Genomic DNA, 26303 nt, shown 5'->3' on the forward strand with positions numbered 1-26303 from the left:
GCAAAACCGGCCGGCAGGAAATATGGTCGTCAGGCTGGCGGGTATCGCGGCTGGGAGATTGGCTCTCCGTCAGCCTCCCGCCGCCTAATGTGGCGTATAATCTGCTCGAAGATAAGGCGGATTCGGGACGCGTCCAGTCATCTTTTCGTCAACGTCCCAGGCGACGCCTCGCGCCGGACCTCTCAGGTCATGATCTCGTGACCATGCGCCTTCAATGCCGCCACGGCCTTGTCGAGATCCGAGCCGATGATGAAGACGTAATCGGTACTGAAGGTCGAATTGGCAAAGATGCCGACACCGGCGTCCGACAGCGGGTTGAGCACGGAGGCGAGTACGCCGGGAACATCGAAGGTGAAATGCTGTTCGATGCGGAAACAACGCCAGCCGCCCGACGACTGGATATTGGAGGGAATGCGCGCCGCCCGGCAGACGAGCGTCATCTCCTCGCGCGAACTCGAGACCGCCCAGAACCCCGCCCCCGCAAGCCATTCCGGCAGAGGCGTCCCGATGTTGAGCCGTGTGATCGCATATTCTGCGTCCACCAGGCGAATAAGCAATTTATGTGTCATGTCCTATCCTCGCACCATCCAGACAAGTGCGACGCCGATAGCGACGGAGACAAGCCCGAACAGCCGCAACTGTTGCTCCGGAATATGGGGCAATCGTTTCGCCATTTCCACCAAAACCAAAGGGGCCAGTGCGTACACCAGCCCCTCGATGATCAGGAAAAATGCAATTCCTGTCAGAAAATCACCCATTTCGCCGATCAGTTTCCTGCAGCGGGCTGAGTGGCGGAGGGCGCGGGCGCGCCATCCGAACTGTTGAAATAGCGGAAGAATTCCGAATCCGGCGACAGAACCAGCGTCGTATCCGGGCTGCCGATCGCCTGATCATAGGCGGTCATCGACCGGTAGAACTCGAAGAACTTCGGATCGCGCGCAAACGCATCGGCAAAGACAGCAGTCCGCTCGGCCTCGCCCTGACCGCGCAGGATTTCCGAATCGCGCTGCGCTTCGGCAACGAACTCGACAACCTGACGGTCGGCAACGGCACGGCGCGTCTGGCCCTTCTCGTTACCGCGGGCGCGGATCAGTTCGGCTTCCGCCAGACGCTCGGCCTTCATTCGCTCGAACGTCTGCTGCGAGACTTCCTGGGTCAGGTCGGTGCGCTGAATGCGGACATCCTCGATATTGAGGCCCAGCGATTCGGCGTCGGTTTTCAGGTCGGCGCGCACTTCGCGCATCATCGATGCACGCTCTTCGGAAAGTGCCGATTCAAAGCCACGAAGACCGTAGACCCGGCGCAGCGAGGCGTCGAGACGGGTGCGAAGGCGCGATTCGGCCGATTCCCGGTCGCCGGAAACCGTTTCGCGGAAGCGCCGTGCGTCGGCGATCTTGTAGACGACGAAGGCGTCGACTTCATAGAACTTGCCGCCGGAAACCTGCACGCGGATATTGTCGAGGTCGAAGCGCAGTGCCTGCTTCTCGACGTACTGAACGCGGTCAGCGTCCATGAAGGCGAAGGGCAGCTTGAAATAGAGGCCCGGCTCGGTCTTGACGTCCTTGATCTGGCCGAAGCGCACGACGATCGCCTGCTGGCGCTGGTTGACGATGAAGACGGAGGAATAGACCACCATCAGCACCAGCGCGATGCCGATCAGAATATAGGGAAGACGGTTGTTCATTACTGGGCCCCTCCCGACTGCGCGGGCTTGCCGATTTCATTGAGCGGCAGATAGGGCAGCACGCCCTGGCCGTTCTTCTCGTCGAGGATGACCTTCTTGGACTTGCCCAGAACGCTCTGCATCGTTTCGAGATAGAGACGCTTGCGCGTCACGTCGGGAGCCTTGGCATAGGCATCGTAGACCGAGATGAAGCGCTGTGCCTCACCCTGTGCTTCCTTGACGACACGGCCCTTGTAGGCGGCCGCCTCTTCGCGGAGCTGGGCTGCCTGACCGCGGGCCTTGCCGAGTACCTGGTTGGCGTACTGGTTGGCTTCCTCGACGAAACGGTCTTCGTCCTGCTCGGCGCGCTGCACTTCGTCGAACGCATCGGCGACTTCGCGCGGCGGAGCCGCGTCCTCGATGGCGACCGTGTTGACGGAGATGCCGGCGCCGTAGCTGTCCATCGTCGCCTGGATCGTCGTCTTCACGTCGGCTGCGATCGCCTGACGGTTGTCGCGGAAGATGTCCTGTGCCGGACGGCGGCCGACGACTTCGCGCATGGCGCTTTCGGCAACCTGCTGCAGCGTGTCGGACGGATCTTCGACATTGAAGAGATAGGCCTTGGGGTCGGTTACGGAAAACAGCACGGAAAACTGAACGTTGACGATGTTCTGGTCGCCCGAAAGCATCAGGCCGGCGGCCGATTGGTCGCCCAGGCCGGACTTGCTGCCGATATTCTGCTGCTGCTCGGTGATCTTGACCATTTCGACAGTTTCAAGCGGCCAGAAATGGTAGTGCAGGCCCGGCATGGAAATCTCGTCCTTCGGCTTGCCGAAACGCATTTCGACGCCGCGCTCGTCCGGCTGGACGGTGTAGATCGAATTGATCAGGACGAAACCGACGACGAGAAGACCGATGATCGCGGCGACGCCGCCGTTGAAACCGCCGGGCACGACGCTTTTCAGCTGGTCCTGACCCCGGCGGAAGATTTCTTCCAGATCCGGCGGACCGCCATTGCCGCGGCCGCCACCACCGCCACGCGGGCGGTTCGGCCCCTGGCCCCAGGGGCCTTTATTTCCGCCGCCGCCGCCGCCCCAAGGACCGCCGCCGCCACCGTTCTGATTGCTCCAGGGCATTCATACCTCTTCCATAGAAAAAATTCCGAGATCAATGCCCCGCGGACACGCCGCAGGCCATGATGTGAGACCGTTATAGGTATCTCCAGAACGGCTTTCAACGCGACGCATCCAACTTCACCGTAAATCCGGCAAAATAGTTAGCATTGCTCAGTTTTTCCGCTGCCATATCGAGAAATGCATGGCGTGGCTGTCCTTTTCGCCCTGCGGCAGGGGCTCATCTGCGATCTTGTCGAAAATATCCGGATCGATGGGCGGAAAGCGGGTATCCCCGTCGATTGCAGCAGCGACCTCGGTCACATGCAGAATATCGGCCAGACCGATGGCCTGGCGATAGATCTCGCCGCCGCCGATAACGCAGACCTCGCCCGCACCCAGTTCCGCCGCCCGCCGGCGCGCTTCGACGAGCGCTGCCTCCAGCGACTGAACGACCGTTGCGCCGTCGGCCGCAAAACCGGCATCGCGGCTGATGACGATGTTGGGACGTCCCGGCAGCGGCCTTCCGATCGAGGCCCATGTCTTGCGTCCCATGATGACAGGCTTTCCGAGCGTCAGCGCCTTGAAGCGCTTGAGGTCGCTCGGCAGATGCCACGGCAGCCCGCCGTCGCGGCCGATCACGCCGTTCGAGGACACCGCGACGACAATGGTTACTCTCGGCTCAGTCATGAAACCCATCCGGCTTGCTGTCGATTTCGCGGGCGCGGGCAAGCGCCGGACGCGCTGTCAAAGTCTGCACATAACGATCGACGCTGATGCTTTCCGGCAAGAGCCTGCGCATCCATGAAAGAGCGCCGCCAAGCATGAGATCGACCGCACTGACCGTTGCGCCCAGCAGATAGGGCTGTTTGTCGAGCGTCGCGACCACATGCGCGCACATCTCCTCATACCCCTTGGCAAGGACCGGATTGCTCTGCGTCATACCGCTGATGAAAGCGGTTCCGCAGGGCTCGATCACCCCGGCATAATAGGCAAGCCAGGACAGGTAGGCGCCCCGCTCCGGATGGCCGGCCGGCCGGCCCATCTCCGACCCGGGATAAAGCTCCGTGAGATATTGGGCAACCGCGATCGATTCGGTCACAAGTGCCCCGTTGTGCAAGAGCGCCGGAACCTGTTTGTGCGGATGCGGGTTGTTGTCGTCCGGGCCGCCGGAACCATCCCGGCGGCGGATGGAGACGTAGCGGATGTCGTACTCCGCTCCCAGTTCCTCAAGCAGCCACAGGATTCGACCCGATCGAGACATCGGCGCATGGATCAATGTCAGCATATGGTCCTCCCCGACAGTTCAACTGTTGGTGACCTTGTCCGGCCACCATGTCATCATTGCATTCAAACCGAGACCGGCGCCTTGATATGTGAATCGGCCTGGTAACCGACGAGCTCAAAGTCTTCGAATTTAAACGAAAACAGATCTTTCACGTCTGGATTGATGACCATCCTCGGCAGGATCTTCGGCGTTCGCGTCAACTGCTCGCGCGCCTGATCGAAATGATTCTGATAGATATGCGTATCGCCGAACGTGTGGACAAAATCGCCGGGCTCAAGGCCGCAGACCTGCGCCACCATTAGGGTCAGCAGCGCATAGGAGGCGGTGTTGAAGGGCACGCCGAGGAAGACATCGGCAGAGCGCTGGTACAGCTGGCAGGACAGCTTGCCGTCGGAAACATAGAACTGGAACAGGCAGTGGCATGGCGGCAGCGCCATCTCGTCGACCAGCGCCGGGTTCCAGGCCGAGACGATGTGACGGCGCGAATGCGGGTTCGTCTTCAGGCCTTCGACGAGGGCCGCGATCTGGTCGAGATGACGACCGTCATGGGTCGGCCAGGAGCGCCATTGGTAACCGTAGACAGGACCGAGGTCGCCGTTCTCATCCGCCCATTCATCCCAGATATTGACGCCGTTGTCCTTGAGATAGGCGATGTTGGTATCGCCCTTCAGGAACCAGAGCAACTCATGGATGATCGATCTGAGATGCAGTTTCTTGGTGGTCAGCACCGGAAAGCCATCCGCCAGATTGAACCGCATCTGGTAGCCGAAGACGGAGCGCGTCCCGGTTCCCGTCCGGTCGCTGCGGTCGGTGCCGGTCTCCATCACATGGCGCAAGAGGTCGAGATATTGTTTCATGGGGTCCGCCGCCGATTCGTGTCGCGCTAAAATAGGCGCAAGTCGGCGGCGAACCAATCGGTAAATCCCGGGCGTCCCCAGGCTTGCGATCAAAGCGTCGCGAGCTTGCCGAGGTGTTTTGCCACCAGATAATAGAACGTCACGCGAGACTTCGACCGGTCGCCGGCCATGGTCTTGGCAACGGCATCCACCGCGGCATCGGCGTCAGGCCCGGTGACACCGAGCTTCTTGCCGCACCATTTTTCCTTGACGCGGTCGAGTTCCGTCGGGTCGGAGGCTGAAACGAGCGAGGAATCCTTGTTGCGCAACGCGATGCCCAGATGCTTGACAATCTTGCTCACCACGGCTTCGTCGGCGCCGCTGTCGTATTTCTGAACATCTGCGAGATAATCCGTCATGGTGTCTCCTCACACGGTTTGGCTTCACGTTGCGCGTCGTTGCTGATGAAAGGTGCGCAACGTGAGTTTTTTCACGCTTTGCGAGCAAGTCAAGGCCAATCCGCCGGGTACGGACAGGAAGTCCATGCTCTATTTTCGAAAAGGCCCTTTTCTTGGCGCACGTTAAGACCTATATCTCCCCTGCCGTCTTCGGGCGGCTATGGTGATAAACAGGCGATGGAATAAGCCTATTGGACCCGGGGGCGGTACCCGGCGCCTCCACCAAAAACCGGTCAGGAATCACTTACCGACCGGCTTTTGATGGGGGCGAAATAGGATCGACAAGGGTGTAAAGATCGACTTTTTGCTCGGCATTGTACCACCGTTATCGGGCTAAAATTGTAGTTGCAAACGACAACTATGCGGAAGCTCGTCTCGCTGCTTAATCGCAGTGTGACACTTCAAATCAAGTCCTTCCGGTTCGCACCGTAAGGCGGGGTTCGGAGGTACCTGGCAACAGAAACCTCCACTACTCTCCCCCTGCACTTCAGCTTCTCCCCGCTTCCCTTTGCCTTCTCCAATGCCTTGAAATGGTCTATAGATGATGCAAATGACTCGTATGTCAGGACTTTCCTGCGTACAGAGCCGATGGCATAAGTGTGACAGAGTTGAGTTACAAGAAAGACGGGGATCTTATGGGCCAAGACCATATCCGCTACGACATACTCGCGCAGGACGCCCTTCGCAGCGTCATCCGCAAGGTTTTGATCGAGGTCGCAGCGACAGGTGCCCTTCCCGGAGATCATCATTTCTTCATCACGTTCCTGACCGGCGCGCCGGGTGTACGCATTTCCCAGCACCTGAAGGCCAAGTATGCCGAGCAGATGACCATCGTCGTGCAGCATCAGTTCTGGGACCTGAAGGTCACCGAGACGCTGTTCGAAATCGGCCTGTCCTTCTCCGACACCCCGGAAAAGCTGGTCATCCCCTTCAATGCCATCCGCGGCTTCTATGACCCTTCGGTCAATTTCGAGCTTGAGTTCGATGTCGCGGCCATCGAAGAGGACGAAGGCGCGGAAATCACCGCCTACCCGATCGCGACGGCAGAAAAGTCTGGCGATTCCGAGACCGAAGCCGCCGCCAAGCCCGGCGACGACGGCAAGAAGGAGGGCGGATCGGTGATCTCGCTCGATTCCTTCCGCAAGAAGAACTGAAACCAGATTCCAGACAGGTTCACCATGACCGGCGACGTCGTCAATCTCCGTCAGTTCCGCAAGCAGAAGGCACGGACGGAGAAGGACAAGACGGCCGATCAGAACCGCATCTCCTTCGGCCGCACCAAGGCGGAAAAACAGTTGACCAGGGCGCTCAACGACAAGGCCGGCAAGGCCCTCGATCAGGGCAAGCGCGAGACGCCGCCGGATGATTCCGACCACAAGACGTAAGTATCGCGGCGCCCAAAACCCTTCAATTCAATGTAAAATCAACAGACAAGCCCAATCTCCGGAATCACTTTCAGAAAAAGGTGATTCACTTTCTGAGGCGACATCGTGATCCGCAAGCATTCCGCGACGCTGCATGGCCACCGCACCAGTTTTTCGCTGGAGGAGCCGTTCTGGCAGGAGCTGAAAGCGATCGCCGGGAGCCGGCAGATAGCGCTTGCGCAACTGATCGCCGAGATCGATGACGGGCGCCCGGCAGACAGCAATCTGTCGTCGGCGCTCCGGGTCCATGTGCTGGACTGGATCAAATCCCATGGGCATTGAGCGTGGAGAAAGCGCGACGGCACCGCACGCCCGCCTTGTAAGATTCCGATGACCTTCGCAGCGGCTATTGCGCCTTCACACCCGGCAGCACTTCAAAGTTGAGCCCTTGCTGCGGGGTAGGTAGAACCGGCTGCTGCTGCGCAGGTTGCTGAGTGGTGCCGTCCTGCGGCGCGGTCAATTCCCCGCCCCGCACCACGCCACCGGTCGGATCGAACGGCAACAGGCTCTGGCTTCTCTGCTCCTCGGCCTTTCGGGCCGCGTCCTCCGCAGCCCTGGCAGCCGCGGCCTCGTCCGCCGCCTTCTTCTCGGCCAGTGCCTTGGCATCGGTTTCGGCCTTCTGCCGAGCAGCCGCCTCGGCAGCCAGTTCGCGCCGGCGCTGCTCTTCCACGGCCCGCAGACGCGCGGCCTCGCGCTCGACGGCATTGGCCTTGTACAGCGCCACTTCGCGGCGCAACCGCTGTTTTTCCAGCACATTCGCCTGCAGCGTCTCGACGCGGCGGCGCTCGCGCTCAAACGCCCTGAGCGACAGGAAATTGGACAGATCGGTGGCATCGAGCGTCAGGCCCGGCGATTGCAGAAGCCCCGCATAATCGAGGCTCACCTGAGCCTCGGCACCGGTCAGCGCCTCTTCGCCCGGCCGGAAATCGATATCGATATCGGCCTTCATCCGCTCGTCCGGAAAGCTGATTTCCAGATTTCCGGACAGATCGGCCGCCGCATCGCCCGCCGTCACGTTCTGCGCCCGCAGCGTGCCGCCCGCAATGCTGAACGGCACGGTCACAGCTCCGAGTACCGCCTGCCCCGACAGCACTTCCTTCTCGGCAAGCGGCTTGACCACATCCGGAGCAATCTCCCCTTGAATATGGTCGGCGGCGGCCATCATCGCAGGCAGCGCCGCAGTGTTCAAACCGTGCACGACGGCGTCGCGCAGCGTCGCGCTTCCCGAGCCGCTGGCGGATTCCGCCATCGCCCGCGCCGTCTTGCCGGATGCTTCCATGGCGAGCGACAGGTCGAACTTGCCCTCGGCAACCGCCGCACCGCGTGTTTTCCATGCCGCCGCAGCAAGATCGCCGTCCTTGAGGTCGAGCCGCGTCTGGAAAAAGCCGGAGCCGTCGCCATTGCCCAAAAGCAACCGCCCGTCGACCTTGCCGCCCAGCCAGCCGCCGGCAAGCGCGTCGATCTCGACCTGGTCGCCCTTCCAGGCCAGCTTGCCGGTCATGTCAGAGACGGCGCCATAGACGCCAGGCCAGAACTGCTTGGCGGAAACATCGAGCGCCACATCAAGCCCGCTCCAGGCCGGCTGGACCACGGGCGACGTGGACAGATCGCCGCTCGCAGCGTTCTGAACGGCGCCCAGGATACCCTCGCCGAGCCAGGTTAAATCAAGCGTATCGAGCGCCAGCTGGCCCGTCGCCTTGCCCAGAGTTTTCCGGTCGATTGCAAACGTGCCGGAAAATGCATTGCCGTCCGCCTTGCCCTCGATGGCAGAGAACGTCACAGCCTCGGGCGTTGTCGCGATATCGGCTTTCAGCGCCAGCGGCAGGCCGGTGCCCATCTGCGGCAGCCCAATTCCCTGCAACAGCAGGAACGGTTCGAAGTCCTGGCTTTCCAACGTGATCTTCGACTGTCCGGACAGGAATTTGTCGCGCGAAAGATCGATATCGCCGTTTGCCGAAAGCGAGGTCCGCGCCGTGGTAAAGGTCAAACCGGCATTGGCCTTCTGGCTGTCGGTGCCCTGCAGCTTCACCGACAGAATGGCATTCTCGTCGGCATCGAACGGCAGCGGATCGAACCCCATCTGGCCGAGCAGGATCGGCGTCGACGGGTTTTCCATGGTTGCTTCCAGAAGGATGCCCTGCCCTGCCAGCGCTTGCGTGATATCGGGCGCCTGATAGTTGGCGGCGATCTTCGTCCCGTTCGCCGTGCCGATAATGCCGAACGTCACCGGCGCCTTGCCGTCCTGGCTGCCGGCCGACAGCGTCAGGTCAAGCGCCGCATCGCTGTAGTACGGACCGCTCTTGACCAGCCTTTCCAGGGCCGGATGCGCCTCCGCATGACGTTCGATCATCTTCAGGAAAGACGTCAGGTCAGGCGATGCCAGCTTCATCTTGGCCGAGATCACCGGCGCGGTCATTTCGCCGCTCATCCGCCCCGACAGGGCAAGCTGCGTGCCGGCGATATTGCCGATCGACACGCGCTCGGCCTGCAACTGGCCGTTCTTCAAGGTTGCGACCATTTGCACGTCGCTGGCATCCTCGCCGAAAGCCGAGAATTGTTCGGCCGAAAGATCCGCAGCAATCGTATGCGACAGCACCGTCGCGGTGGAGGCATCGCCGGCCACCAGCCCGGCCAGCGCCTGCAACGCCTCCAGGTCTATTTTATTGCCCTTGAGCTGCAGCGACAGGTTCGGCGGCACGCCGTCCAGCGCCTGCCGCTCGATCCGGCCGCGCAGCACGGCGGGACCCGCCGCCACTTCCAGCCGTTCGAACTCCTGCAGCGTGTCCGTCAGGTTCACCCGCGCCGAAAAACCGGCGGTCTTCAGCTTGCGGATGGCCGGATCGACGGATCCGGCAAGCCAGGTCGCAAGCCCCGACGGCTGGTTGGAAGCCACGAGCATCTCGCCGCGAAAGGCCCGTTGCCCGCTCAGCTGCAATCGTCCCTTGGCCTCGAACTGCGTGCGCCCGGGAAGTTGCGCCACCGCGTTGTCGACCATCCACCCGGCCCCGTCCGGCCGCAGGTCGAGCCGGACGTCGCGCACCGTCGTATCGCCGATGACGATCGCCGGCAATTTCAGGCTGGCCCTGCCCGGCACCTGCGGGATCGGAATGTCGGCTGCGATCGCCATGATCGCCGCAAGCCGCTGACGGACCGAAATCGCCGGATCGCGTCCGGTTTTTCCAGCCTCGCCGGTATTGCCGATGCGGCTGACGTCGATCTGCTGGCCATCGGCCAGAAGCAGGAATTCCTGCTCCTTGCCGGTATCGAGCGTCGCCTCGCCGGTCACCAGATAGGGGTCGTCCTTGGGGCCGATCTCCAGCCTGTAGTCAGGCACGCGGATGCGCTCGTTGTTGAGCTCGAATTCGCCGGTCACCCGCAGGGCCGCCGATTGATCCTGTGACTTCTGTGCTTCCGCCGGCTTGTTTTCCGTCAGCGTGAACTTGCCTTGGTAGAGTGGCTTGAAGTCGACGATCTTCAGGTCGCCATCGAGCTCGACGCCGAAGGGCCGCTTGTCGGGCGTCAGTCGCGACCGCAGGCCGAGCGTGCCAGTCTCGTCGGCCTCGCTGCTGGAAAAGGCGAAGCTGCCCGCCTCGCCATCAAGCGCCGCGCGGCCTTCCATCTTCCAGGGGCCTGCCAGGGAACGGGCGGAAAGATCCGCCGCAAGCCCGGTGACCCGCCGGGTCCGTCCGGTCTGCTCGTCGATGAAATCGATCTGGCCGCCCGTAATGGCAACATTTTCAAGAATGACGGTCTTTGCCGGAATGGAAGCCTTGCGTCCCCGCGCCCAATCGAGCGTTCCGTCCGGCAAAAGCCTGATCTTCGCCTTCGGAGATTCCAGCCGCATGTCGAAGATCAGCGCCTCGCCGGACAGGAACGGCGCAAGCTCGGCATCCATCGAAAAGTGCTCGACCTGGATCAGCGGCTCGCCCGTTTCCGACTGACCGACACGGACGTCGTTGAGCGTGACCGAAGGAAACGGAATCAGGCGGGCATCGACGCTTCCGTGAACGACCACGGGCTTGCCCATGATCCGGCTTGCCTCGCGCTCGAAATCCTTGCGGAAATCGGTCCAGTCCACGAACAGCGGGGCAATCAGCGCGGCAAACAGCGCCACGACCAGAAGACCACCGATGAAGACCAGAATTCGCGAAAGCACCAGTTGAAAGTTCCTATCTCATTTGACTGCGGAAGATAGCGCCCTTGGCGTCGTCCACCACTCCTTAACACCCACTCATCGTTTTCACATCGCAAAAATCTTGCCCGGATTGAAGATATTGCCGGGATCGAGCGCGCGCTTCACCTGCCGCATCAGATCCAGCGCATCGCCAAGCTCCGCTTCGAGAAACGGCATCTTGCCCTGACCGATGCCGTGTTCGCCGGTGCAGGTGCCGTCCATCGCCAGCGCCCGCCCGTTGAGGCGCGCAACGAAAGCCTCCGCCTTGGCGATGTCGGCATCGTCCTTGTCGTCAAACAGCAGCCCGACATGAAAATTGCCGTCCCCCGCATGGCCGACGATCGGCGCGATCAGACCGTGCGCGGCAATATCCTCGTGGGTTGCCTCGACGCAGTCGGCAAGCCGCGAGATCGGCACGCAGACATCGGTGGACAGAATGGCGAGGCCGGGCGCCAGGCTCTTCTGCGCCCAGTAGGCATTGTGCCGCGCCTTCCACAGCGCATTGCGCTCCTCCGTATTGGCCGTCCACTGGAATTCGGAACTGCCGAATTCCGCGGCAATCTCGGCAAATTGCTTCGATTGCAGCGCGACGCTCTCAGCATTTCCGTGAAACTCGACGAACAGCGTCGGCGCTTCCGGAAAGGACAGTCCCGAATAGGCGTTGCTCGCCTTCATCTGCAAGGCGTCGAGCAGTTCGATGCGGGCGACGGGAATGCCCGACTGGATTGTCAGGATCACCGTGTTGCAGGCGTCACCCACCGATGGAAACGAGCAGACGCCGCCGGCGATCAGTTCGGGGATACCCTGCAGTCTGAGCGTGATCGAGGTGAGGATGCCGAGCGTGCCCTCCGCCCCGACGAACAGGCGCGTGAGATCGTAGCCGGCGGACGACTTCTTGGCGCGGTGGGCGGTGCGGATTTCCTTGGCCCCCGCCGTCACCGCGGTCACAGCCAGCACATTGTCCTTCATCGTACCGTAGCGCACCGCATTGGTGCCGGACGCCCGGGTAGAGGCCATGCCGCCGATCGAGGCGTTGGCGCCCGGATCGATCGGGAAGAACAGGCCGGTATCGCGCAGATACACGTTCAGTGCTTCCCGCGTGATCCCCGGCTGGACGGTGCAATCGAAATCGCTGGCATTGACCTCAAGCACCTTGTCCATGCGGCTCATGTCGACGCTGACGCCGCCATGCGGCGCATTGATATGGCCTTCAAGCGACGAGCCCGTCCCGAAGGCAATCAGCGGCACGCCGTGTTCGCTGGCAATCGCCACGATCGCCTCCACCTCGGCGGCGCTGTCGGGGTAGACGACGCCATCGGGCAGCTGTGCCGGAATATAGGTCGTGGTGTGGGCATGCTGGGCGCGGATGGCCTCGCCGGTCTGGAAACGATCGCCGAACCGGTCGCTCATCAAACGCAGGGCGGCGGCTATGCCGGTTTCGTTGCGGTTACCCGCCTTGATCGCCTTCAACGCCATATGCCTCCCCCGAACAACCGCCGCACGTAGCGGAAATTCTTAGATTTCAACGCGCTACTGTGCAAATCGGAATCAGTTTGTCCAGAACCTCATCTGTTACCAGAAAGGCTCTAGCAAAGAATTGCGACAATGTGAGACTGTCGAGACACAGGGGATAAATAGCCCATCACGCGCGACCGGCCGCGTCCCGCTTATTCGGCGGCCTCTGCCAGTTGCAGGGTTTCGGCGTGCTGCATTTCACTTTGCAGCCGCCGCTCCTCGTCGACATGCGGCTTGGTGAACCGGGCGATGACCAGATAGGCGACCGGCGTCAGATAGAGCGTCACGACGGTCGCAAGTCCGAGACCGCCGACCAGCACCCAGCCAAGCGCCACGCGGGCCTCGGCGCCGGCGCCGCTCGCCAGCACCAGCGGCACCGCACCGACGATGGTGGCAATCATCGTCATCATCACCGGCCGAAGACGGATGTTCGCCGCATTCTCGATCGCCGAACGCAGATCCTCGCCACGGTCGCGCAGCTGGTTGGCGAACTCGACGATCAGGATGCCGTTCTTCGCCATGATGCCGACCAGAAGCACCAGCCCGATCTGGCTGTAGATGTTCAGCGTATTGCCGGTGAGCAGCATGGCAAAGACGGCGCAGGCGAGCCCGAGCGGCACGGTCGTCATGATGATCAACCCGCTGACGAGACTTTCGAATTGTGCCGCCAGAACCAGGAAGATGATGACGATGGCAAAACCGAAGGTGACGAAGAGGCCATTGGCGTTCTCGTTCAGCGTCGCGGCTTCGGCCAGCGGCACGACGCGCGAACCCGGCGGCAACAGCGGTTCGGCCATCTGCTCCACCATCGTCAGGGCATCGCCAAGCGCAATGCCGGAGGTCAAACCCGCCGAAAGCGAGACGGAGCGCAACTGCTGCTCGCGCGACAACTGCGGTGCGACCGCCTTTTCCTCGACGGAAGCGATGGTCGACATCGGCACGATCTTGCCGTCGCCGGTTTTCAGGAAGATGTTCTGCAGGTCGGTCGGATCGTTGACCGGATTGGTCGTCGACAAGAGCTTGACCGGATAGGACTCGCCCTCGACATAGACATCCAGCACGCTGTTGCCGTCGAGCATGGCCTGAAGCGCCGAGGACAGCCCGACGATATCGATGCCGAGATCGGAAGCCCGCTCGCGATCGATCGTCACGGAAAGCTGTGCCTGGTTGGCTTCGTAGTTCAGGCGGACGTTTTCGAATCGGCCGCTGTCTTCCATCTGGCGCACCAGTTTTGACGCGGCATCGCCGAGTTTCGCATAGTCGTTGCCGACCAGCGCCACCTGCAGGCCGTTGCCGGCACCACGAATGCCGAGGCTGTTCGGCTGGATGGGGAAAGCCCTGATCGACGGAATATTCGCCGTTATCCTGGTGATATCAGCCGAAATCTGCTGCTGCGTGCGGTCGCGGTCGCTCCACGGCGCCAGCGTCAGAACCATGAAACCGGTGTTGACGGAGCCGCCCTGGCCGGAAACGGAAAAGACATTGGCGATCTCGCCATTGTCGACCAGCGGCTTCAGCCCATCTTCGACGCGGCGCATCTGTTCCTGCGTATATTCCAGCGAAACGCCCTGCGGCGCCTGCACCCGCAGCATGATGCGCGCCCGGTCCTCGGTCGGCGTCAGCTCCGATTTCAGCAGCGTGAACGCCCCGCCACCGGCAGCCGTCACCATGATGGCGACCATGAAAACGATCAGCGGTGAATTGAGGCAGGCCCGCAACGACCGCCGGTAGAACGCGGCGGCGAAGGCGCCGATCCTGCCCATGAACCCCGTATGGCCATGTTCCTCGCCATGCGGCTTGAGCATGCGCGATGCGAGCATCGGGCAAAGCGTCAGCGACACGAAGGCGGACAAAAGAATGGCAAAGGCCAGCACGAAGCCGAATTCGCGGAAAAGACCGCCCGTCTGCCCCGGCAGAAACGACAGCGGCACGAAGACGGCGGCAAGCGTCGCGGTGGTGGCGATGACGGCGAAGAACACCTCGAGCGTGCCAAGCACGGCCGCCGCCCTGGGACCCATCCCCTCGCCGCGCCGTCGCACGATGTTTTCCAGCACCACGATCGCGTCATCCACCACCAGGCCTGTTGCCAGCACGATCGCCAGCAGCGTCAGGATGTTGATCGAGAAACCGGCGAGATAGATCGCCGCACAGGTGCCGATCAGCGCGATCGGCATCGTCAGCGTCGGAATGAGCGTTGCCCGCCAGTCGAGCAGGAAGAGATAGATGACCAGCGTGACGATGATCACCGAGGCGACCAGCGCGATCTCCACCTCGTGGATCGCGCCGTCGATGAAGACAGCGTCATCGCTGGTGACCTTGAGCTGGGTTCCCTTCGGCAGGATTTCGGCGATGGTCGCCACGGCCTTCTTCACGCCCTCGGAAATATCGAGCGTATTGGACTGCGCCTGCCGGATGATGCCGAGGCCGATACCTTGACGGCCGTCCGAGCGCAGCGACGAGGTGCCGATGTCCGGACCGAGCGTCACCGTCGCGATGTCGCCGAGGCGGACATTATCGCCGAGGATGAGGTTTTCGAACTGTTCCGGCGTCTGCAGGTCGGCGGTGGCGCGCACCGAAATGTCCTGGTTGACGCTGGTCAGCGATCCCGCCGGCACATCGAGCGATGCGCTCGCAAGGCCGGTGCGCAGATTGGCGACCGTAAGCCCGCGTCCGGCAAGCTTCGACTGGTTGATGTCGATGCGGAAGATCTTCTCCTGGTCGCCGTTGATCTGCACGTCGGCGACGCCCTCGACGGCCGCCAGCCGGTCGGTGATCTCGTTTTCCGCCAGAAGCGTCAGGTCTTCCATCGACAGCGTGTCGGATGTCAGCGCCAGCCGCAGGATCGGCTGGCTGTCGGCATCGGCTTTGACGATGCGCGGCTCGTCGGCATCATCAGGCAGGTCGTTCGATATCCGCCCGAGCGCATCGCGAATGTCGTTGGACGCCTGGCCGATATCGGTCGTGTCAGAGAATTGCAGCGTCACCCGGCTCTGGGCGTATTGCGAGGTCGAAGAGATACCCTTGATGCCCTGCACGCGCGACACCGCCCCCTCGATCACCGAGGTCAGCTCCCGGTCCACCGTTTCCGGCGAAGCGCCGTCGAAGGTCGTGTTGACGGAGACGACGGGCTGGTCGACCTGCGGCAGCTCGCGAACTTCAATGCCGTTCAACGCCGCGAGCCCTGCGACGATGATCAGCGTGTTGACCACCAGCGCGAAGATCGGCCGGCGGATGAAAAGGGCGGTAAAGCCGGCCGTCCGGCCGGCGCCTTGATGTTCCGACCCGCCGCTCATTTGGCGGCCTCCGCCTCGGAGACCTTCTGTTCCTGGTCACCCTGCTGCGGCTTCTGTTTTTGCTGCCGCTGCTCGCCGGCAATGCGAACGGCCCCGCCGTCCCGCAGGCGCTGCACGCCTTCCATCACCACGGCATCGCCCTTGGCCAATTCCGCGTCGACCAGCACCTTGTCGGAATTGCGCTGGATGATCTTGACCGGAACCTTCTGCGATTTTTCCGCCTCGATACGCCAGACATAGGAGCCATCGGCGCTCCATTGGATCGCCAGCGGATTGACCGTCGGATAGTGATCACCGGGAAACCGCACGGAAACGGAAAACGACATGCCGGCCCTCAGCGTGTCGTCCGGATTGTCGATCCGCGCGCGGACCCTGAGCGTCCGGCTGGCCTGATCGACGCGGTTGTCGATGGCGTCGATGACGCCGGACAGCTCCGAGGTCGGCAATGCGATCGCCGTCGCAGAAATATCCTGGCCGACCGCGATCTTGGTGGAAAAGCGTTCCGGCACCCAGAAATCGACAAGGATCTGCGAACGGTCGTCGACCACGGCGATCGGCGTCGAGGTGGTGACGTAATCGCCCGGATGCGCGGTGATGATGCCGACGATGCCACCGGACGGGGCGGCGATGTCGCGGCGTCTCAGGTCCAGCTCCGCCGTCTGCAACGCCAGTTCGGCTGCCTGCATGGAAAATTCGGCCTCACGCAGGATCGCGACCGATACGGCGTTGCCGAGCTTGCGGTTGCGCTCGACCTTTTCGCGGGCGCTGTCCAGCGCGACTTTCGCCTGCGCGGCGGCGATCTTCTGCTCGTCGCTGTCGAGGCGGGCAATCACCTGCCCCTTGCCGATGCGGTCGCCGGACTTCACCAGCACTTCGGTCAAATTGCCGGTCGCAAGTGGCGTGACGCTGACCGACAGGATGGCCTCGCCGTTGCCGATGGCATTCAACCTGTCGTTGACGACGGCACTGTCGACCGGCTGCGTGACCACCAGCGGCGCACCGCCACCCTGGCCCCGACCCTGCCCTCGTCCACTCTGCCCTTGCCCAGCTTGGTCTTGTGCGCCCTGACCTTGCCCATCCTTGGCGGCATCCGCCGGTTTCGCGGCATAGGCGATCAGCTGCTGCGGCACGCCAGCCTTGGAAAGCATCGCGGCGGCGCCCGGCACGAAGCGAACCCAGACGCCAAGGCCGACGACGAGAATGACCAGGCAGATCAAAAGCTGCTTCCAAAGCCGCATGCGGAACTCCAATTGAAACCAGGGGTTCCGGCCACTGTGGCGCGCGAAACCCGTCACTAGCCGCAACTATCCCTTTTTGCCGCATTGCGGGCAATCCCGGAATGCCATCATTACGCAATTGTAATAAAAGCCCTTTTCAATTCCCTGGGCTGGAGCGGCGCTCGACAAAACCGCTTGGCGCCAATAGCTTGGCCACGATCGGAGGACCCCATGAGCACCATCGCAAGACATCAGAGCCCGGAAGCCGATCCCCGCGTCAAAGCCGTGTTCGACGACATCCGCGCCACCCGCAAGTCCGACTTCATCAACAATATGTGGCACTACCTCGCCTTCGACGCCGACCTGCTCGAAAAGACCTGGGCCGAGGTGAAGACCGTGATGGCAACGCCGTCCGCGCTCGATCCGCTCGTCAAGGAAATGCTCTATATCGCCGTCTCGGTCACCAACGGCTGCGGCTACTGCGCCCATTCGCATACGGCAGCGGCAAAAGCCAAGGGCATGACGGACGAACAGCATGCCGACCTGCTGCGCGTCATATCGCTCGCCGCCAAGACCAACCAGCTGGCGACCGCGCTGCAGGTTCCCGTCGATCCGGCCTTCGATACAGATCATCGTCCCTGATCGCGGCGGAAAAGCGATTGTAACCGCAAAGAAGCAGGACTTCACAGAATAAAAGCAGAACGGAATTCTGGCCTTTCGGCTCCGAATCACTACATTGAGCCGCATGAGCAATGGTTTTGACGATATTCCCTTCTTCGACGAGGAGCCGGCGCCGCGCCCGCAGCGTGGCGGCGGCCCGCAGCCGGCACCGTTGGCACCCGCCGGCGGCGCCTTCGAGGCGGCGCCACCTTCGCCAAAGAGCGCCGGTATTGCCGCCCGCGCCATGGCCGCGCGCGACCAGCATCGGGTGCCCGATTATCTCTCCGGCCTGAACCCGGAACAGCGCGAAGCGGTGGAAACCCTCGACGGCCCGGTTCTGGTGCTGGCCGGCGCCGGAACCGGCAAGACCCGCGTGCTGACCACCCGCATCGCCCATATCCTCGCCTCCGGCCGTGCCTTCCCCTCGCAGATCCTCGCCGTCACCTTCACCAACAAGGCTGCCCGCGAAATGAAGGAGCGCGTCGGCGTTCTCGTCGGCGGCGCCGTCGAGGGCATGCCCTGGATGGGCACCTTCCACTCGATCGGCGTCAAGCTTCTGCGCCGCCACGCAGAACTGGTCGGCCTCAAGTCCTCGTTCACCATTCTCGACACCGACGATGTCGTGCGCCTGATCAAGCAGCTGATCCAGGCCGACGGCATCGACGACAAGCGCTGGCCGGCAAAGCAGTTCGCCCAGATGATCGACGGCTGGAAGAACAAGGGGCTCGGCCCCGCCGAGATCCCGGAAGGCGACGCCCGCTCCTTCGCCAACGGCAAGGGCCGCGAACTCTATGCCGCCTATCAGGCCCGGCTGATGACGCTCAACGCCTGCGATTTCGGCGACCTGCTGCTGCATCCGATCCGCATGTTCCGCACCAACCCGGATGTCTTACGCGAGTACCACGACAAGTTCCGCTATATCCTCGTCGACGAATATCAGGACACCAACACCGCCCAGTACATGTGGCTGCGGCTGCTCGCCCAGCGTCCGAAAGGCGTGCCGCAGAACGTCTGCTGCGTCGGCGACGACGACCAGTCGATCTATGGCTGGCGCGGCGCCGAAGTCGACAACATCCTGCGGTTTGAAAAGGACTTCCCCGGCGCCAAGGTGATCAAGCTGGAGCGCAACTACCGCTCCACCGAGCACATTCTCGGTGCCGCCGCCCACCTGATCGCCCACAACGAAGGCCGCCTTGGCAAGACGCTGTTCACCGACCGCACCGATCCGAACGACGACAAGGTGCAGGTCCACGCCGCCTGGGATTCGGAAGAGGAAGCCCGCGCCGTCGGCGAGGAGATCGAGCAGCTCCAGCGCAACCAGCACCCGCTCAACAACATGGCGATCCTGGTGCGCGCCTCCTTCCAGATGCGCGAGTTCGAAGACCGCTTCGTCACGCTCGGCCTCAACTACCGCGTCATCGGCGGTCCGCGCTTCTACGAGCGGCTGGAAATCCGCGACGCGCTCGCCTATTTCCGCCTCGTCTGCCAGCCGGCCGACGATCTCGCCTTCGAGCGCATCGTCAACACCCCCAAGCGCGGCCTCGGCGACACCACCGTGCGCGCCCTGCACGACTATGCCCGCAAGCGTGACATCCCGATGCTGGCAGCCACCGCCGATATCGTCGAAACCGACGAGATGAAGCCGAAACCGCGCAAGTCGCTGTTCGACGTCGTCACCATGTTCCAACGCTGGCAGGGCCTGCTGGAGACCACGCCACACACCGAGCTGGCCGAAACCATCCTCGAAGAGTCCGGCTATACGGACATGTGGAAAAACGACAAGTCGGCCGAAGCGCCGGGCCGGCTGGAAAACCTGAAGGAACTGATCCGCTCGATGGAGCAGTTCGAGAGCATGCGCGGCTTCCTCGAACACATCGCGCTGGTGATGGATGTCGAGCAGAACGCCGAGCTCGACGCCGTCTCGATCATGACGCTGCATTCGGCCAAGGGCCTGGAATTCGAGACCGTCTTCCTGCCCGGCTGGGAGGAAGGCCTGTTTCCCCACCAGCGCGCGCTCGACGAGGGCGGTCGCTCAGGCCTGGAGGAAGAACGGCGCCTTGCCTATGTCGGCCTGACGCGGGCAAAACGCCGCTGCCACATCTGGTTCGTTTCCAACCGCCGCATCCACGGCCTGTGGCAATCCACCCTGCCCTCGCGCTTCCTCGACGAACTGCCGGTCACCCATGTCGAGGTGTCGGAAGCCGACCAGTCCTATGGCGGCTACAATCGCGGCGGCTACGGCCAGTCGCGCTTCGACAAGCAGGAACCGTTTGCCAATACCTATTCCACCCCCGGCTGGAAACGCGCCCAGGCCAACAAGACCGACGCCACCCGCGACAACTGGGGCAACCGCTCCGGCGTCTCCATCGACCGAATCGGCTACGGCGAGAGCGGCCCCAAGGCCCGCACCATCGACGGCGAACTGATCGCCAAGTCCAAGATCGACGAACCCTCCAAGTTCACCGTCGGCGACCGGGTGTTCCACATCAAGTTCGGCAATGGGAATATTGCGGGCATAGAGGGCAACAAGCTGACGATCGATTTTGACCGGGCCGGACAGAAGCGGGTGCTGGACGGGTTTGTGGAGCGGGTTTAAAAAGATTGTATTAGTGGTCTGCCCCCTGAAAAGTGGTCCTTTTTGGTGACATGACCTGCACACCCACGGCGGCGGGCGAGGCTTAAAAGTTTCCCCTCGCAGCCTCCGCAAGGATCATCTTGTCCAGGGTCGGATCGGAAACAGCCCGCCAAATCCGGGCATTCTCGGTCTTAAATTCCTTCAGGCGCTTCAACTGATCGCCTTTCAGGCCACCGTATTCTGCCCGCCAGCGGTAATCTGTGACTTCCGTCACGCCTATCGAGCGGATGGCCTCCGCCATCGATTTACCCTGCCCATTAGGCCATACTTCAAAAAAGACCACTTTTCAGCGGGCAGACCAATACCGGTCAGCGGTCAAAATCGAGCCGCAAGCAAAGGCCTGATACATGACCGTACCCGACTACGCGTACCAACCGTTCGAAGAAAACCTTGCACAACGGAGACCCAACCCATGGTTGAATCCGGCTCTGCCGGACTAGCGCCTTATTGCCCGATTCTGTGAGCCCTTCTATTTCGCATCGCACTCGAAATCGCGCCGAAGTAGCCGAGATGCACGCCCTTTAGTTACCCTGGTTGCGCAAGATTATTTTTTAAAAAAAAAGACGCACGTGTTTCTCCTTTTCCAGTTCTCAGACGAACCGGACAAGCATTCAAATTTTTTATGAGGTTTTTCAAGCCAGTAGTCACACAAAAGGTTGTGAGTTTCTGTCAATGTTTAAAAATACGGCGAAAATTTAGGTTGAAATGAGCCGCTTAAAATTCGGCAAATATTTCAGTACGAGCGGCTTGACCCGCATTTTTTGCGGCAACAGTAAGGCATGAAAGAGGCAGAGTGCCACAATATACTTCAGCGATTTAGCTGCGTTGCACATATCCTAAAGCCGTATTACTCCTCCCTATTGCAGATCCGGCTCATCTAAAAGAGGTAGCCAGATTTGGTAGTAGGACATTCTTGAAACGGGGTTCAAGGCTGAGGAGAAAGGCAATAGTACAGTGGCACGAACATTACTGAATGCAACCGAAAGTGGTTTTTTGGCGAACGATTACCTGGAGGTCAATCCTCTTGGCATCATCGACCAGGACAAAGCAAACGAGTCTCATGAGGCAACGGTTCCAACCAAAGGTACGCTGAATAGTTCCTTCGACACCGCCGATCACGATTTTCATGTCATGGAAGGTTTTGGTGCGCGCGACGTTCGCCACGAGGAAGGGATTTCTGACGACAGGCCCTTCAAGTTCGTCTCCAATTCATCGATATCGACTGACGACAGCGCAACTATCGACGCTGCTCGGGTCAGCATCTCCCAGGCTGGCAACGAGCAGAGCGCATCCGGAACGACTCTTGCCAAAACGGCTCTGAGCGCGGAAGGTACCGAAGGTTTTCAGGCGGCTGCGAAATCCGCCAATGCCACCAGCACGCTGAGCACAGCCGTAGCGGCCGATGCCGTGGCCACCAGCGCGGTGAGTGCCGAAGCGGCAGGCTTTCCCGATGCAACCAACACAGGCCTCAAGGCCGGGGTAGCCCTGACCAAGTATAACGGCACGCTGCATATCACGCAGGACAACGCCGTCATCAGCAACATGGACATCACGGGCGATGTCATCATCGATGCCAAGAACGTCACGATGAGCAACGTCAAGGTGTCGTCCAATGGAGCATGGACAGCCATCAAGGTCATGGACGGCGCGACCGGTTTCACGCTGCAGGACAGTGAAATTGACGGCGGCGCGGGTGGTAACGGCATCTACGGCCATGGGACCTTCCTGCGCAACGATATCCACGACATCGAAAACGGTATCAATGTCAGCGGTCCGTCGGAAATCGGCGACAACTACATTCATGATTTCCGCGGCAGCAGCGAAGCTCACTATGACGGCATCGAGGTCAATGCCGGTCACGACATCCACATCTTCCACAACACCGTTATCGTCGATCAGAGCCAGACCTCGGCGGTGATGCTCGACAACTACTTTGGTGGCCTGTCGAACATCACGGTCGAAAACAACCGTCTGGCCGGCGGTGGCTACACCGTCTATCTCGACGGCCGTTTCGGCGGCGGCCCGGTGGACGATTCGACGATCAAGATCATCAACAACCAGATCGGCGATGGCGCTTACGGTGATTTCGCCTTCTACGACAACAAACCGATCGTTTACGGCAATACTGATCTCGATACCCTGCCTGACACACCGGACACGCCGGATATACCGGATACAGTTGTCTATACCGGCACCACAGGTGACGACAGTTTGCCTGTTGCCGGAAATACGAGCAGCGGTAACGAGACTTACAAGGGGCTCGCGGGTAACGACCTCCTTAAGGGCGGCGCTGGCGCGGATGTTCTGGATGGCGGCGCAGATACCGACGTCGCGAGCTATGCTGGTTCATCGGCAGCCGTGAAGGTTAGCCTCCTGGCAGGTACGGCATCTGGTGGCGACGCAACTGGCGACAAGTTGACGGACATCGAAAGTCTGCTCGGCTCCAGTTACGCCGACACCCTGACAGGCAATGCCGGCGGTAATGTCCTGAACGGCGGTACCGGCGCCGACAAGCTTGACGGTGGATCCGGGACGGACACTGCGTCCTATATCGGTGCCACGGCCGGCGTGACTGCAAGTCTTGCCAACAGTTCCATCAACACAGGCGACGCCAAGGGCGACGTCTATGTGTCGATCGAGCAGCTGACGGGCTCAAGCTACGCCGACAAGCTTACCGGCGATGGTGGTGCTAACCTGCTTGCCGGCGGCTCAGGCGATGATGTCCTGAACGGTGGCAGCGGCAATGACACGCTCTATGGCGGCCTCGGCGCCGATGATCTGACGGGTGCCAGGGGCGCAGACACCTTCGCCTTCAAAGCGCTGACCGACACGACCGTGTCGACCAGCGGCCGCGACACGATCTTCGACTTCTCGGGTACCGGCGGTGACCGGATCGACCTGTCGGCCATCGACGCGAATGCGTCAGCTTCAGGCGATCAGGCATTCACGTACCTGGGCGCCGCCGCCTTCACCGGCAAGGCCGGCGAACTGCGCACTGTCAAGCAGGCCTCCGACACCTACATCTATGGTGACACCAACGGCGACAAGACGGCTGATTTCGCCATTCACCTGGATGATGCGATCTCGCTGTCGAAGGGGTATTTCGTCCTGTAACACGAAAAGGCCGCTCGATGCGGCTTCCAGCCAAAGGCGACCATCGGCCGCCTTTGGCTTCCATGCAATTCCCAGCCCGGCGCTCGGAAAGCCTCCGGCATGAAATCCGTGGGCGTCTTATCTAATCGTAGCATCCAACACTTATTCTCAGTATATCAATTAGTTAGTTTGGCGCTGAGGAAAGCGGTTCGGTATGGATCGCGAGCGCCCCGGAACCAAAGGAGCTTGCCGGGGTCAAGGGTGCACGTCACGTAGATCTTTGACTGTGTGGAGTTATTCCCTGCGACAAGCTCAAGGTTTTTCGAACAACACCTCGCTCAGCGGAGCCTCGCCAAATTGCGTTGGCGTCCCGGAACGGAAATCATCGTCTGACCCGCTGGCCTGAATTGGACGCCGCCAATCCGAGGCGTCATCACAACTCCCTGAAAATGTTACTTTAAACTGTTCAGCTACTCCTGGGCTTCGGCCTGACTGAATTGGTCTCCTGCCTGGTAAGGGCGCCCTGCGGATAGAACTTCATCTCGCCGCCACTCAGCAGGCCCTTCGCCATTTCCTCTTCCCGGCTGCTGAGAACGGTGAACTTGTAACCGGTGCAGATCCAGTCAGCTTGGCAAAAAAAGACAACCCGGCCGTTGAGCCTGCCATCGTGGAAACAATCGCCGCCGGGTCTTGTTTTCCGCATCGCCGCTCGTTGTGCTAGGCTCCCGTCACACGAGGGGCAGATGGCGTAATCATGACACGCGCACAGCAAGTTGGCGTCATTGTCGGTCTGGTGATCGTCGCGATCCTGACGATCCTGCGGGCCGGCGATCCGCCGCTCATGCGGCAGGCCCGCGAAGTCGCGTTCGACGAGTATCAACGCATTGTCCCGAGGGCGTTCCAGGACATGCCGGTCCGTGTGATCGACATAGACGAAGCCTCGCTCAGGGAATTCGGCCAGTGGCCGTGGCCGAGGGATCGCATGGCCATGCTGGTGGACCGGCTTTCCGGGATGGGGGCGTCGGCCATCGCCTTCGACATTCTCTTCTCCGAACCAGACCGCCTTTCGCCGCGCACGGTCATGCGCGATGTCGTGGGGATCGATCCGTCGCTGCTGGGGCAGCTGCCCGACAATGACGAGATTTTCGCCCGGTCAATAGCGGACAAGCCGGTCGTACTCGGTTTTGCCCTGTCCAACGAGGGACATTACCGGCCGGAAATGAAGGCCGGCTTTGCCTTTACGGGCGAACCGCCCTTCCATGCGCCTCCCCGCCTCGACAGCGCCACGCCGCTGCGGCCGCAGCTTGCAGCCGCAGCGGCCGGCATCGGGCATATCAGCCTGAATCCCGGCGATCCGTCGGCGGTGGTGCGCACCGTCCCGCTGCTGCTGAGCGACGGCGAGCAGCTCTATCCCAATCTCGCACTCGAAGCGCTGCGCGTCGCACAGGGTGCATCCACCTATGTGCTGGCCAACGCGCCCGATGTGCCGGACACCATTACCTTGATCAAGGTCGGTGATTTCGTCGTCCCGGTGACGGCAGCCGGCGAACTCTGGCTTTATGTCAGTCCCGACAGAGCGGACAGGTATATTTCGGCGCGGCAGATATTGGCCGCCGGCGGTGTCTCCCCCGAAATAGCCAAGACCATTGAGGGCAGCATCGTCTTCATCGGAACCTCGGCCGCGGGCCTCCAGGACATCCGCACGACGTCGCTCGGGCGCAACGTGCCCGGCGTCTCGCTCCAGGCCCAGACCGTCGAGCAGATCCTCTCCGGGCGGTTTCTATCGCGCCCCGACTGGGCGGACGGCCTCGAAATACTGGCGATTGCGATCGTCGGCACGGCGCTCGTCATCCTGACCACATTCGTCAGTCCCGCCATGGCGCTTGCCTGCGGCATCCTGATCACGGCGCTCGCGCTTGCCGCCTCCTGGCTCGCCTTCCTCTACGGCGGCCTTCTGCTGGATCCCCTGGCGCCGATCATCAGCGGATCGATCACGCATTTCTCGGCGACCGCATTCCGCTTCCTGGTGATCGACCGGGAGCGCAGGGAGGTTCGCGCGGCCTTCGGCCACTACCTTTCCCCCTCGCTTCTCTACCGCATCGAGCATACGCAGGACGCCCTTCGTCTCGGTGGCGATGACCGGGAACTGACCGTCATGTTCGTGGATGTCCGGAACTTCACCGAAATCAGCGAGCGGCTGGCGCCCACCGCCGTCGTCGCATTCCTGAACACATTTCTGGACGCCCTCAGCCGCCACGTCATCGAGAACGAAGGGACGCTCGACAAGTTCATCGGGGATTCGATCATGGCCTTCTGGAACGCACCCGTCGACGTCAAAGACCATGCCGGCAAGGCGGTTCACGCGGCATTGGCCATGCGCGAAACGCTTGCCCACCTCAACGCCGACGACGCGTTCGGGTTTGGCAATGGACAGACCGTCGGCATCGGCATCGGCATTCACACCGGCATTGCCTGCGTCGGAAACATGGGGGCAGAGACTCATTTCAATTATTCGGCCGTCGGCGACACGGTCAATGTTGCCGCACGCATCGAGACGGCCTGTAAGGACGTCTGTTTCGACATTCTCGTGTCGGAGAGTACGGCAGATTTGGCGCCGCAATATGCCCTGATCGAGGCCGGGGCGCTGGCGCTGAAGGGAAGGAGTACGCGAACGCGGACCTTCGCGGTGGTAGGCGACGAGGGCCTCGCCAGGTCAACTGAGTTTATCGACCTGAAGCATGCCCACGGGCAGCTGATCGAGGCCCTGGCTTCGCGATCGCCGGCTGCGCGCGCGGCCCTGCGTACTGCAAAACGCAAGGCCTCGGGATTGACTGTCGATCTGGCCGAGTTCTATCGCCGCATCACCCGCAGGGCCGAACACTTTCCGAACACGGCGGCGAGAAAAGATAAGGTGGGGTCCAGGTGATCTGCGCTA

Annotated in this window: 19 protein-coding genes, 1 other RNA gene and 2 pseudogenes; 8 read left to right on the plus strand and 14 right to left on the minus strand. The window is 61.6% G+C overall.

Features of this window, described 5'->3' with window-relative positions:
- Window positions 1-182: 182 nt before the first annotated feature.
- From J2Z75_RS04310 to J2Z75_RS04345, 8 genes are all read right to left on the minus strand, one after another.
- Window positions 183-569 (minus strand): ACT domain-containing protein, encoded by a 387-nt coding sequence (locus J2Z75_RS04310; protein ID WP_209848124.1) that lies wholly within the window; start codon window positions 567-569, stop codon window positions 183-185.
- Between the two features lie 3 nt (window positions 570-572).
- Window positions 573-758 carry a DUF2065 domain-containing protein gene (locus J2Z75_RS04315; protein ID WP_112840202.1) on the minus strand — a complete coding sequence of 62 codons (186 nt, stop codon included), beginning with the start codon at window positions 756-758 and terminating at the stop codon, window positions 573-575.
- A gap of 8 nt (window positions 759-766) precedes the next feature.
- Window positions 767-1684, minus strand: a complete 918-nt coding sequence (gene hflC / locus J2Z75_RS04320; protein WP_209848127.1) for a protease modulator HflC — start codon at window positions 1682-1684, stop codon at window positions 767-769.
- Window positions 1684-2799, minus strand: coding sequence for an FtsH protease activity modulator HflK (hflK, locus tag J2Z75_RS04325; RefSeq protein WP_209848129.1), 1116 nt, complete (start codon window positions 2797-2799; stop codon window positions 1684-1686). The genes hflC and hflK overlap by 1 nt, the downstream gene beginning before the upstream one ends.
- 150 nt (window positions 2800-2949) lie before the next feature.
- Window positions 2950-3465 (minus strand): dihydrofolate reductase, encoded by a 516-nt coding sequence (locus J2Z75_RS04330; RefSeq protein ID WP_209848132.1) that lies wholly within the window; start codon window positions 3463-3465, stop codon window positions 2950-2952.
- On the minus strand, window positions 3458-4063 hold the full coding sequence (locus tag J2Z75_RS04335) for a glutathione S-transferase family protein (protein WP_209848135.1): 606 nt from the start codon (window positions 4061-4063) through the stop codon (window positions 3458-3460). Before J2Z75_RS04335 ends, J2Z75_RS04330 begins: the two co-directional genes overlap by 8 nt.
- Before the next feature lie 62 nt (window positions 4064-4125).
- Window positions 4126-4920, minus strand: a complete 795-nt coding sequence (locus J2Z75_RS04340) for a thymidylate synthase (RefSeq protein WP_209848138.1) — start codon at window positions 4918-4920, stop codon at window positions 4126-4128.
- 89 nt (window positions 4921-5009) lie between these two features.
- On the minus strand, window positions 5010-5318 hold the full coding sequence (locus J2Z75_RS04345) for a DUF2853 family protein (RefSeq protein WP_209848140.1): 309 nt from the start codon (window positions 5316-5318) through the stop codon (window positions 5010-5012).
- Between the two features lie 143 nt (window positions 5319-5461).
- Between J2Z75_RS04345 and ssrA the strand changes: the two genes are divergently transcribed.
- From ssrA to J2Z75_RS04365, 4 genes are all read left to right on the plus strand, one after another.
- Window positions 5462-5828, plus strand: a transfer-messenger RNA (tmRNA) gene (gene ssrA / locus J2Z75_RS04350).
- A 164-nt stretch (window positions 5829-5992) separates the two neighbouring features.
- On the plus strand, window positions 5993-6511 hold the full coding sequence (locus tag J2Z75_RS04355) for an SspB family protein (RefSeq protein WP_209848143.1): 519 nt from the start codon (window positions 5993-5995) through the stop codon (window positions 6509-6511).
- A gap of 24 nt (window positions 6512-6535) precedes the next feature.
- A complete protein-coding gene (locus J2Z75_RS04360; protein WP_209848146.1) occupies window positions 6536-6742 on the plus strand; it encodes a DUF4169 family protein in 207 nt (68 codons plus the stop codon).
- 105 nt (window positions 6743-6847) lie between these two features.
- Entirely contained in the window at window positions 6848-7063 is a 216-nt protein-coding gene (locus J2Z75_RS04365; protein ID WP_209848148.1) for a ribbon-helix-helix domain-containing protein, read from the plus strand.
- Between the two features lie 64 nt (window positions 7064-7127).
- Here J2Z75_RS04365 and J2Z75_RS04370 read toward each other — a convergent pair whose 3' ends face one another.
- From J2Z75_RS04370 to J2Z75_RS04385, 4 genes are all read right to left on the minus strand, one after another.
- The gene (locus J2Z75_RS04370) at window positions 7128-10937 is read right to left on the minus strand and encodes an AsmA family protein (RefSeq protein ID WP_209848151.1); all 3810 of its coding nucleotides are present in this window, start codon (window positions 10935-10937) and stop codon (window positions 7128-7130) included.
- 84 nt (window positions 10938-11021) lie between these two features.
- Window positions 11022-12431, minus strand: a complete 1410-nt coding sequence (locus J2Z75_RS04375) for an FAD-binding oxidoreductase (protein ID WP_209848155.1) — start codon at window positions 12429-12431, stop codon at window positions 11022-11024.
- Between the two features lie 191 nt (window positions 12432-12622).
- Complete coding sequence (locus tag J2Z75_RS04380; RefSeq protein ID WP_209848157.1) at window positions 12623-15763, minus strand: efflux RND transporter permease subunit; 3141 nt, start codon at window positions 15761-15763, stop codon at window positions 12623-12625.
- On the minus strand, window positions 15760-17001 hold the full coding sequence (locus J2Z75_RS04385) for an efflux RND transporter periplasmic adaptor subunit (RefSeq protein ID WP_209848160.1): 1242 nt from the start codon (window positions 16999-17001) through the stop codon (window positions 15760-15762). Before J2Z75_RS04385 ends, J2Z75_RS04380 begins: the two co-directional genes overlap by 4 nt.
- Window positions 17002-17211: 210 nt before the next feature.
- Between J2Z75_RS04385 and J2Z75_RS04390 the strand changes: the two genes are divergently transcribed.
- Entirely contained in the window at window positions 17212-17622 is a 411-nt protein-coding gene (locus tag J2Z75_RS04390) for a carboxymuconolactone decarboxylase family protein (RefSeq protein ID WP_209848163.1), read from the plus strand.
- 103 nt (window positions 17623-17725) lie between these two features.
- On the plus strand, window positions 17726-20236 hold the full coding sequence (locus J2Z75_RS04395) for an ATP-dependent helicase (protein ID WP_209848165.1): 2511 nt from the start codon (window positions 17726-17728) through the stop codon (window positions 20234-20236).
- 47 nt (window positions 20237-20283) lie between these two features.
- Here the strand turns inward: J2Z75_RS04395 and J2Z75_RS04400 are convergent.
- Window positions 20284-20528 (minus strand): annotated as a pseudogene (locus tag J2Z75_RS04400) (transposase); the annotation flags it as partial.
- A gap of 740 nt (window positions 20529-21268) precedes the next feature.
- On the opposite strand from J2Z75_RS04400, the gene J2Z75_RS04405 reads away from it, so the two are divergent.
- Entirely contained in the window at window positions 21269-23389 is a 2121-nt protein-coding gene (locus J2Z75_RS04405) for a calcium-binding protein (RefSeq protein WP_234937115.1), read from the plus strand.
- Between the two features lie 458 nt (window positions 23390-23847).
- On the opposite strand, the pseudogene J2Z75_RS29145 reads toward J2Z75_RS04405, so the two are convergent.
- A pseudogene (locus J2Z75_RS29145) lies at window positions 23848-23996 on the minus strand (type 1 glutamine amidotransferase domain-containing protein); the annotation flags it as partial.
- A 126-nt stretch (window positions 23997-24122) separates the two neighbouring features.
- Between J2Z75_RS29145 and J2Z75_RS04410 the strand changes: the two are divergent.
- The gene (locus tag J2Z75_RS04410; RefSeq protein ID WP_209848168.1) at window positions 24123-26294 is read left to right on the plus strand and encodes a CHASE2 domain-containing protein; all 2172 of its coding nucleotides are present in this window, start codon (window positions 24123-24125) and stop codon (window positions 26292-26294) included.
- Window positions 26295-26303: the final 9 nt, after the last annotated feature.

This window comes from Rhizobium herbae, assembly GCF_017873135.1.
Classification (GTDB): Bacteria; Pseudomonadota; Alphaproteobacteria; order Rhizobiales; family Rhizobiaceae; genus Pararhizobium; species Pararhizobium herbae.

Coding starts and splice junctions, on each gene's coding strand:
- J2Z75_RS04310 (WP_209848124.1), bottom strand. CDS start 569: ATGACACATAAATTGCTTATTCGCCTGGTGGACGCAGAATATGCGATC.
- J2Z75_RS04315 (WP_112840202.1), bottom strand. CDS start 758: ATGGGTGATTTTCTGACAGGAATTGCATTTTTCCTGATCATCGAGGGG.
- hflC (WP_209848127.1), bottom strand. CDS start 1,684: ATGAACAACCGTCTTCCCTATATTCTGATCGGCATCGCGCTGGTGCTG.
- hflK (WP_209848129.1), bottom strand. CDS start 2,799: ATGCCCTGGAGCAATCAGAACGGTGGCGGCGGCGGTCCTTGGGGCGGC.
- J2Z75_RS04330 (WP_209848132.1), bottom strand. CDS start 3,465: ATGACTGAGCCGAGAGTAACCATTGTCGTCGCGGTGTCCTCGAACGGC.
- J2Z75_RS04335 (WP_209848135.1), bottom strand. CDS start 4,063: ATGCTGACATTGATCCATGCGCCGATGTCTCGATCGGGTCGAATCCTG.
- J2Z75_RS04340 (WP_209848138.1), bottom strand. CDS start 4,920: ATGAAACAATATCTCGACCTCTTGCGCCATGTGATGGAGACCGGCACC.
- J2Z75_RS04345 (WP_209848140.1), bottom strand. CDS start 5,318: ATGACGGATTATCTCGCAGATGTTCAGAAATACGACAGCGGCGCCGAC.
- J2Z75_RS04355 (WP_209848143.1), top strand. CDS start 5,993: ATGGGCCAAGACCATATCCGCTACGACATACTCGCGCAGGACGCCCTT.
- J2Z75_RS04360 (WP_209848146.1), top strand. CDS start 6,536: ATGACCGGCGACGTCGTCAATCTCCGTCAGTTCCGCAAGCAGAAGGCA.
- J2Z75_RS04375 (WP_209848155.1), bottom strand. CDS start 12,431: ATGGCGTTGAAGGCGATCAAGGCGGGTAACCGCAACGAAACCGGCATA.
- J2Z75_RS04380 (WP_209848157.1), bottom strand. CDS start 15,763: ATGAGCGGCGGGTCGGAACATCAAGGCGCCGGCCGGACGGCCGGCTTT.
- J2Z75_RS04385 (WP_209848160.1), bottom strand. CDS start 17,001: ATGCGGCTTTGGAAGCAGCTTTTGATCTGCCTGGTCATTCTCGTCGTC.
- J2Z75_RS04390 (WP_209848163.1), top strand. CDS start 17,212: ATGAGCACCATCGCAAGACATCAGAGCCCGGAAGCCGATCCCCGCGTC.
- J2Z75_RS04395 (WP_209848165.1), top strand. CDS start 17,726: ATGAGCAATGGTTTTGACGATATTCCCTTCTTCGACGAGGAGCCGGCG.
- J2Z75_RS04410 (WP_209848168.1), top strand. CDS start 24,123: ATGACACGCGCACAGCAAGTTGGCGTCATTGTCGGTCTGGTGATCGTC.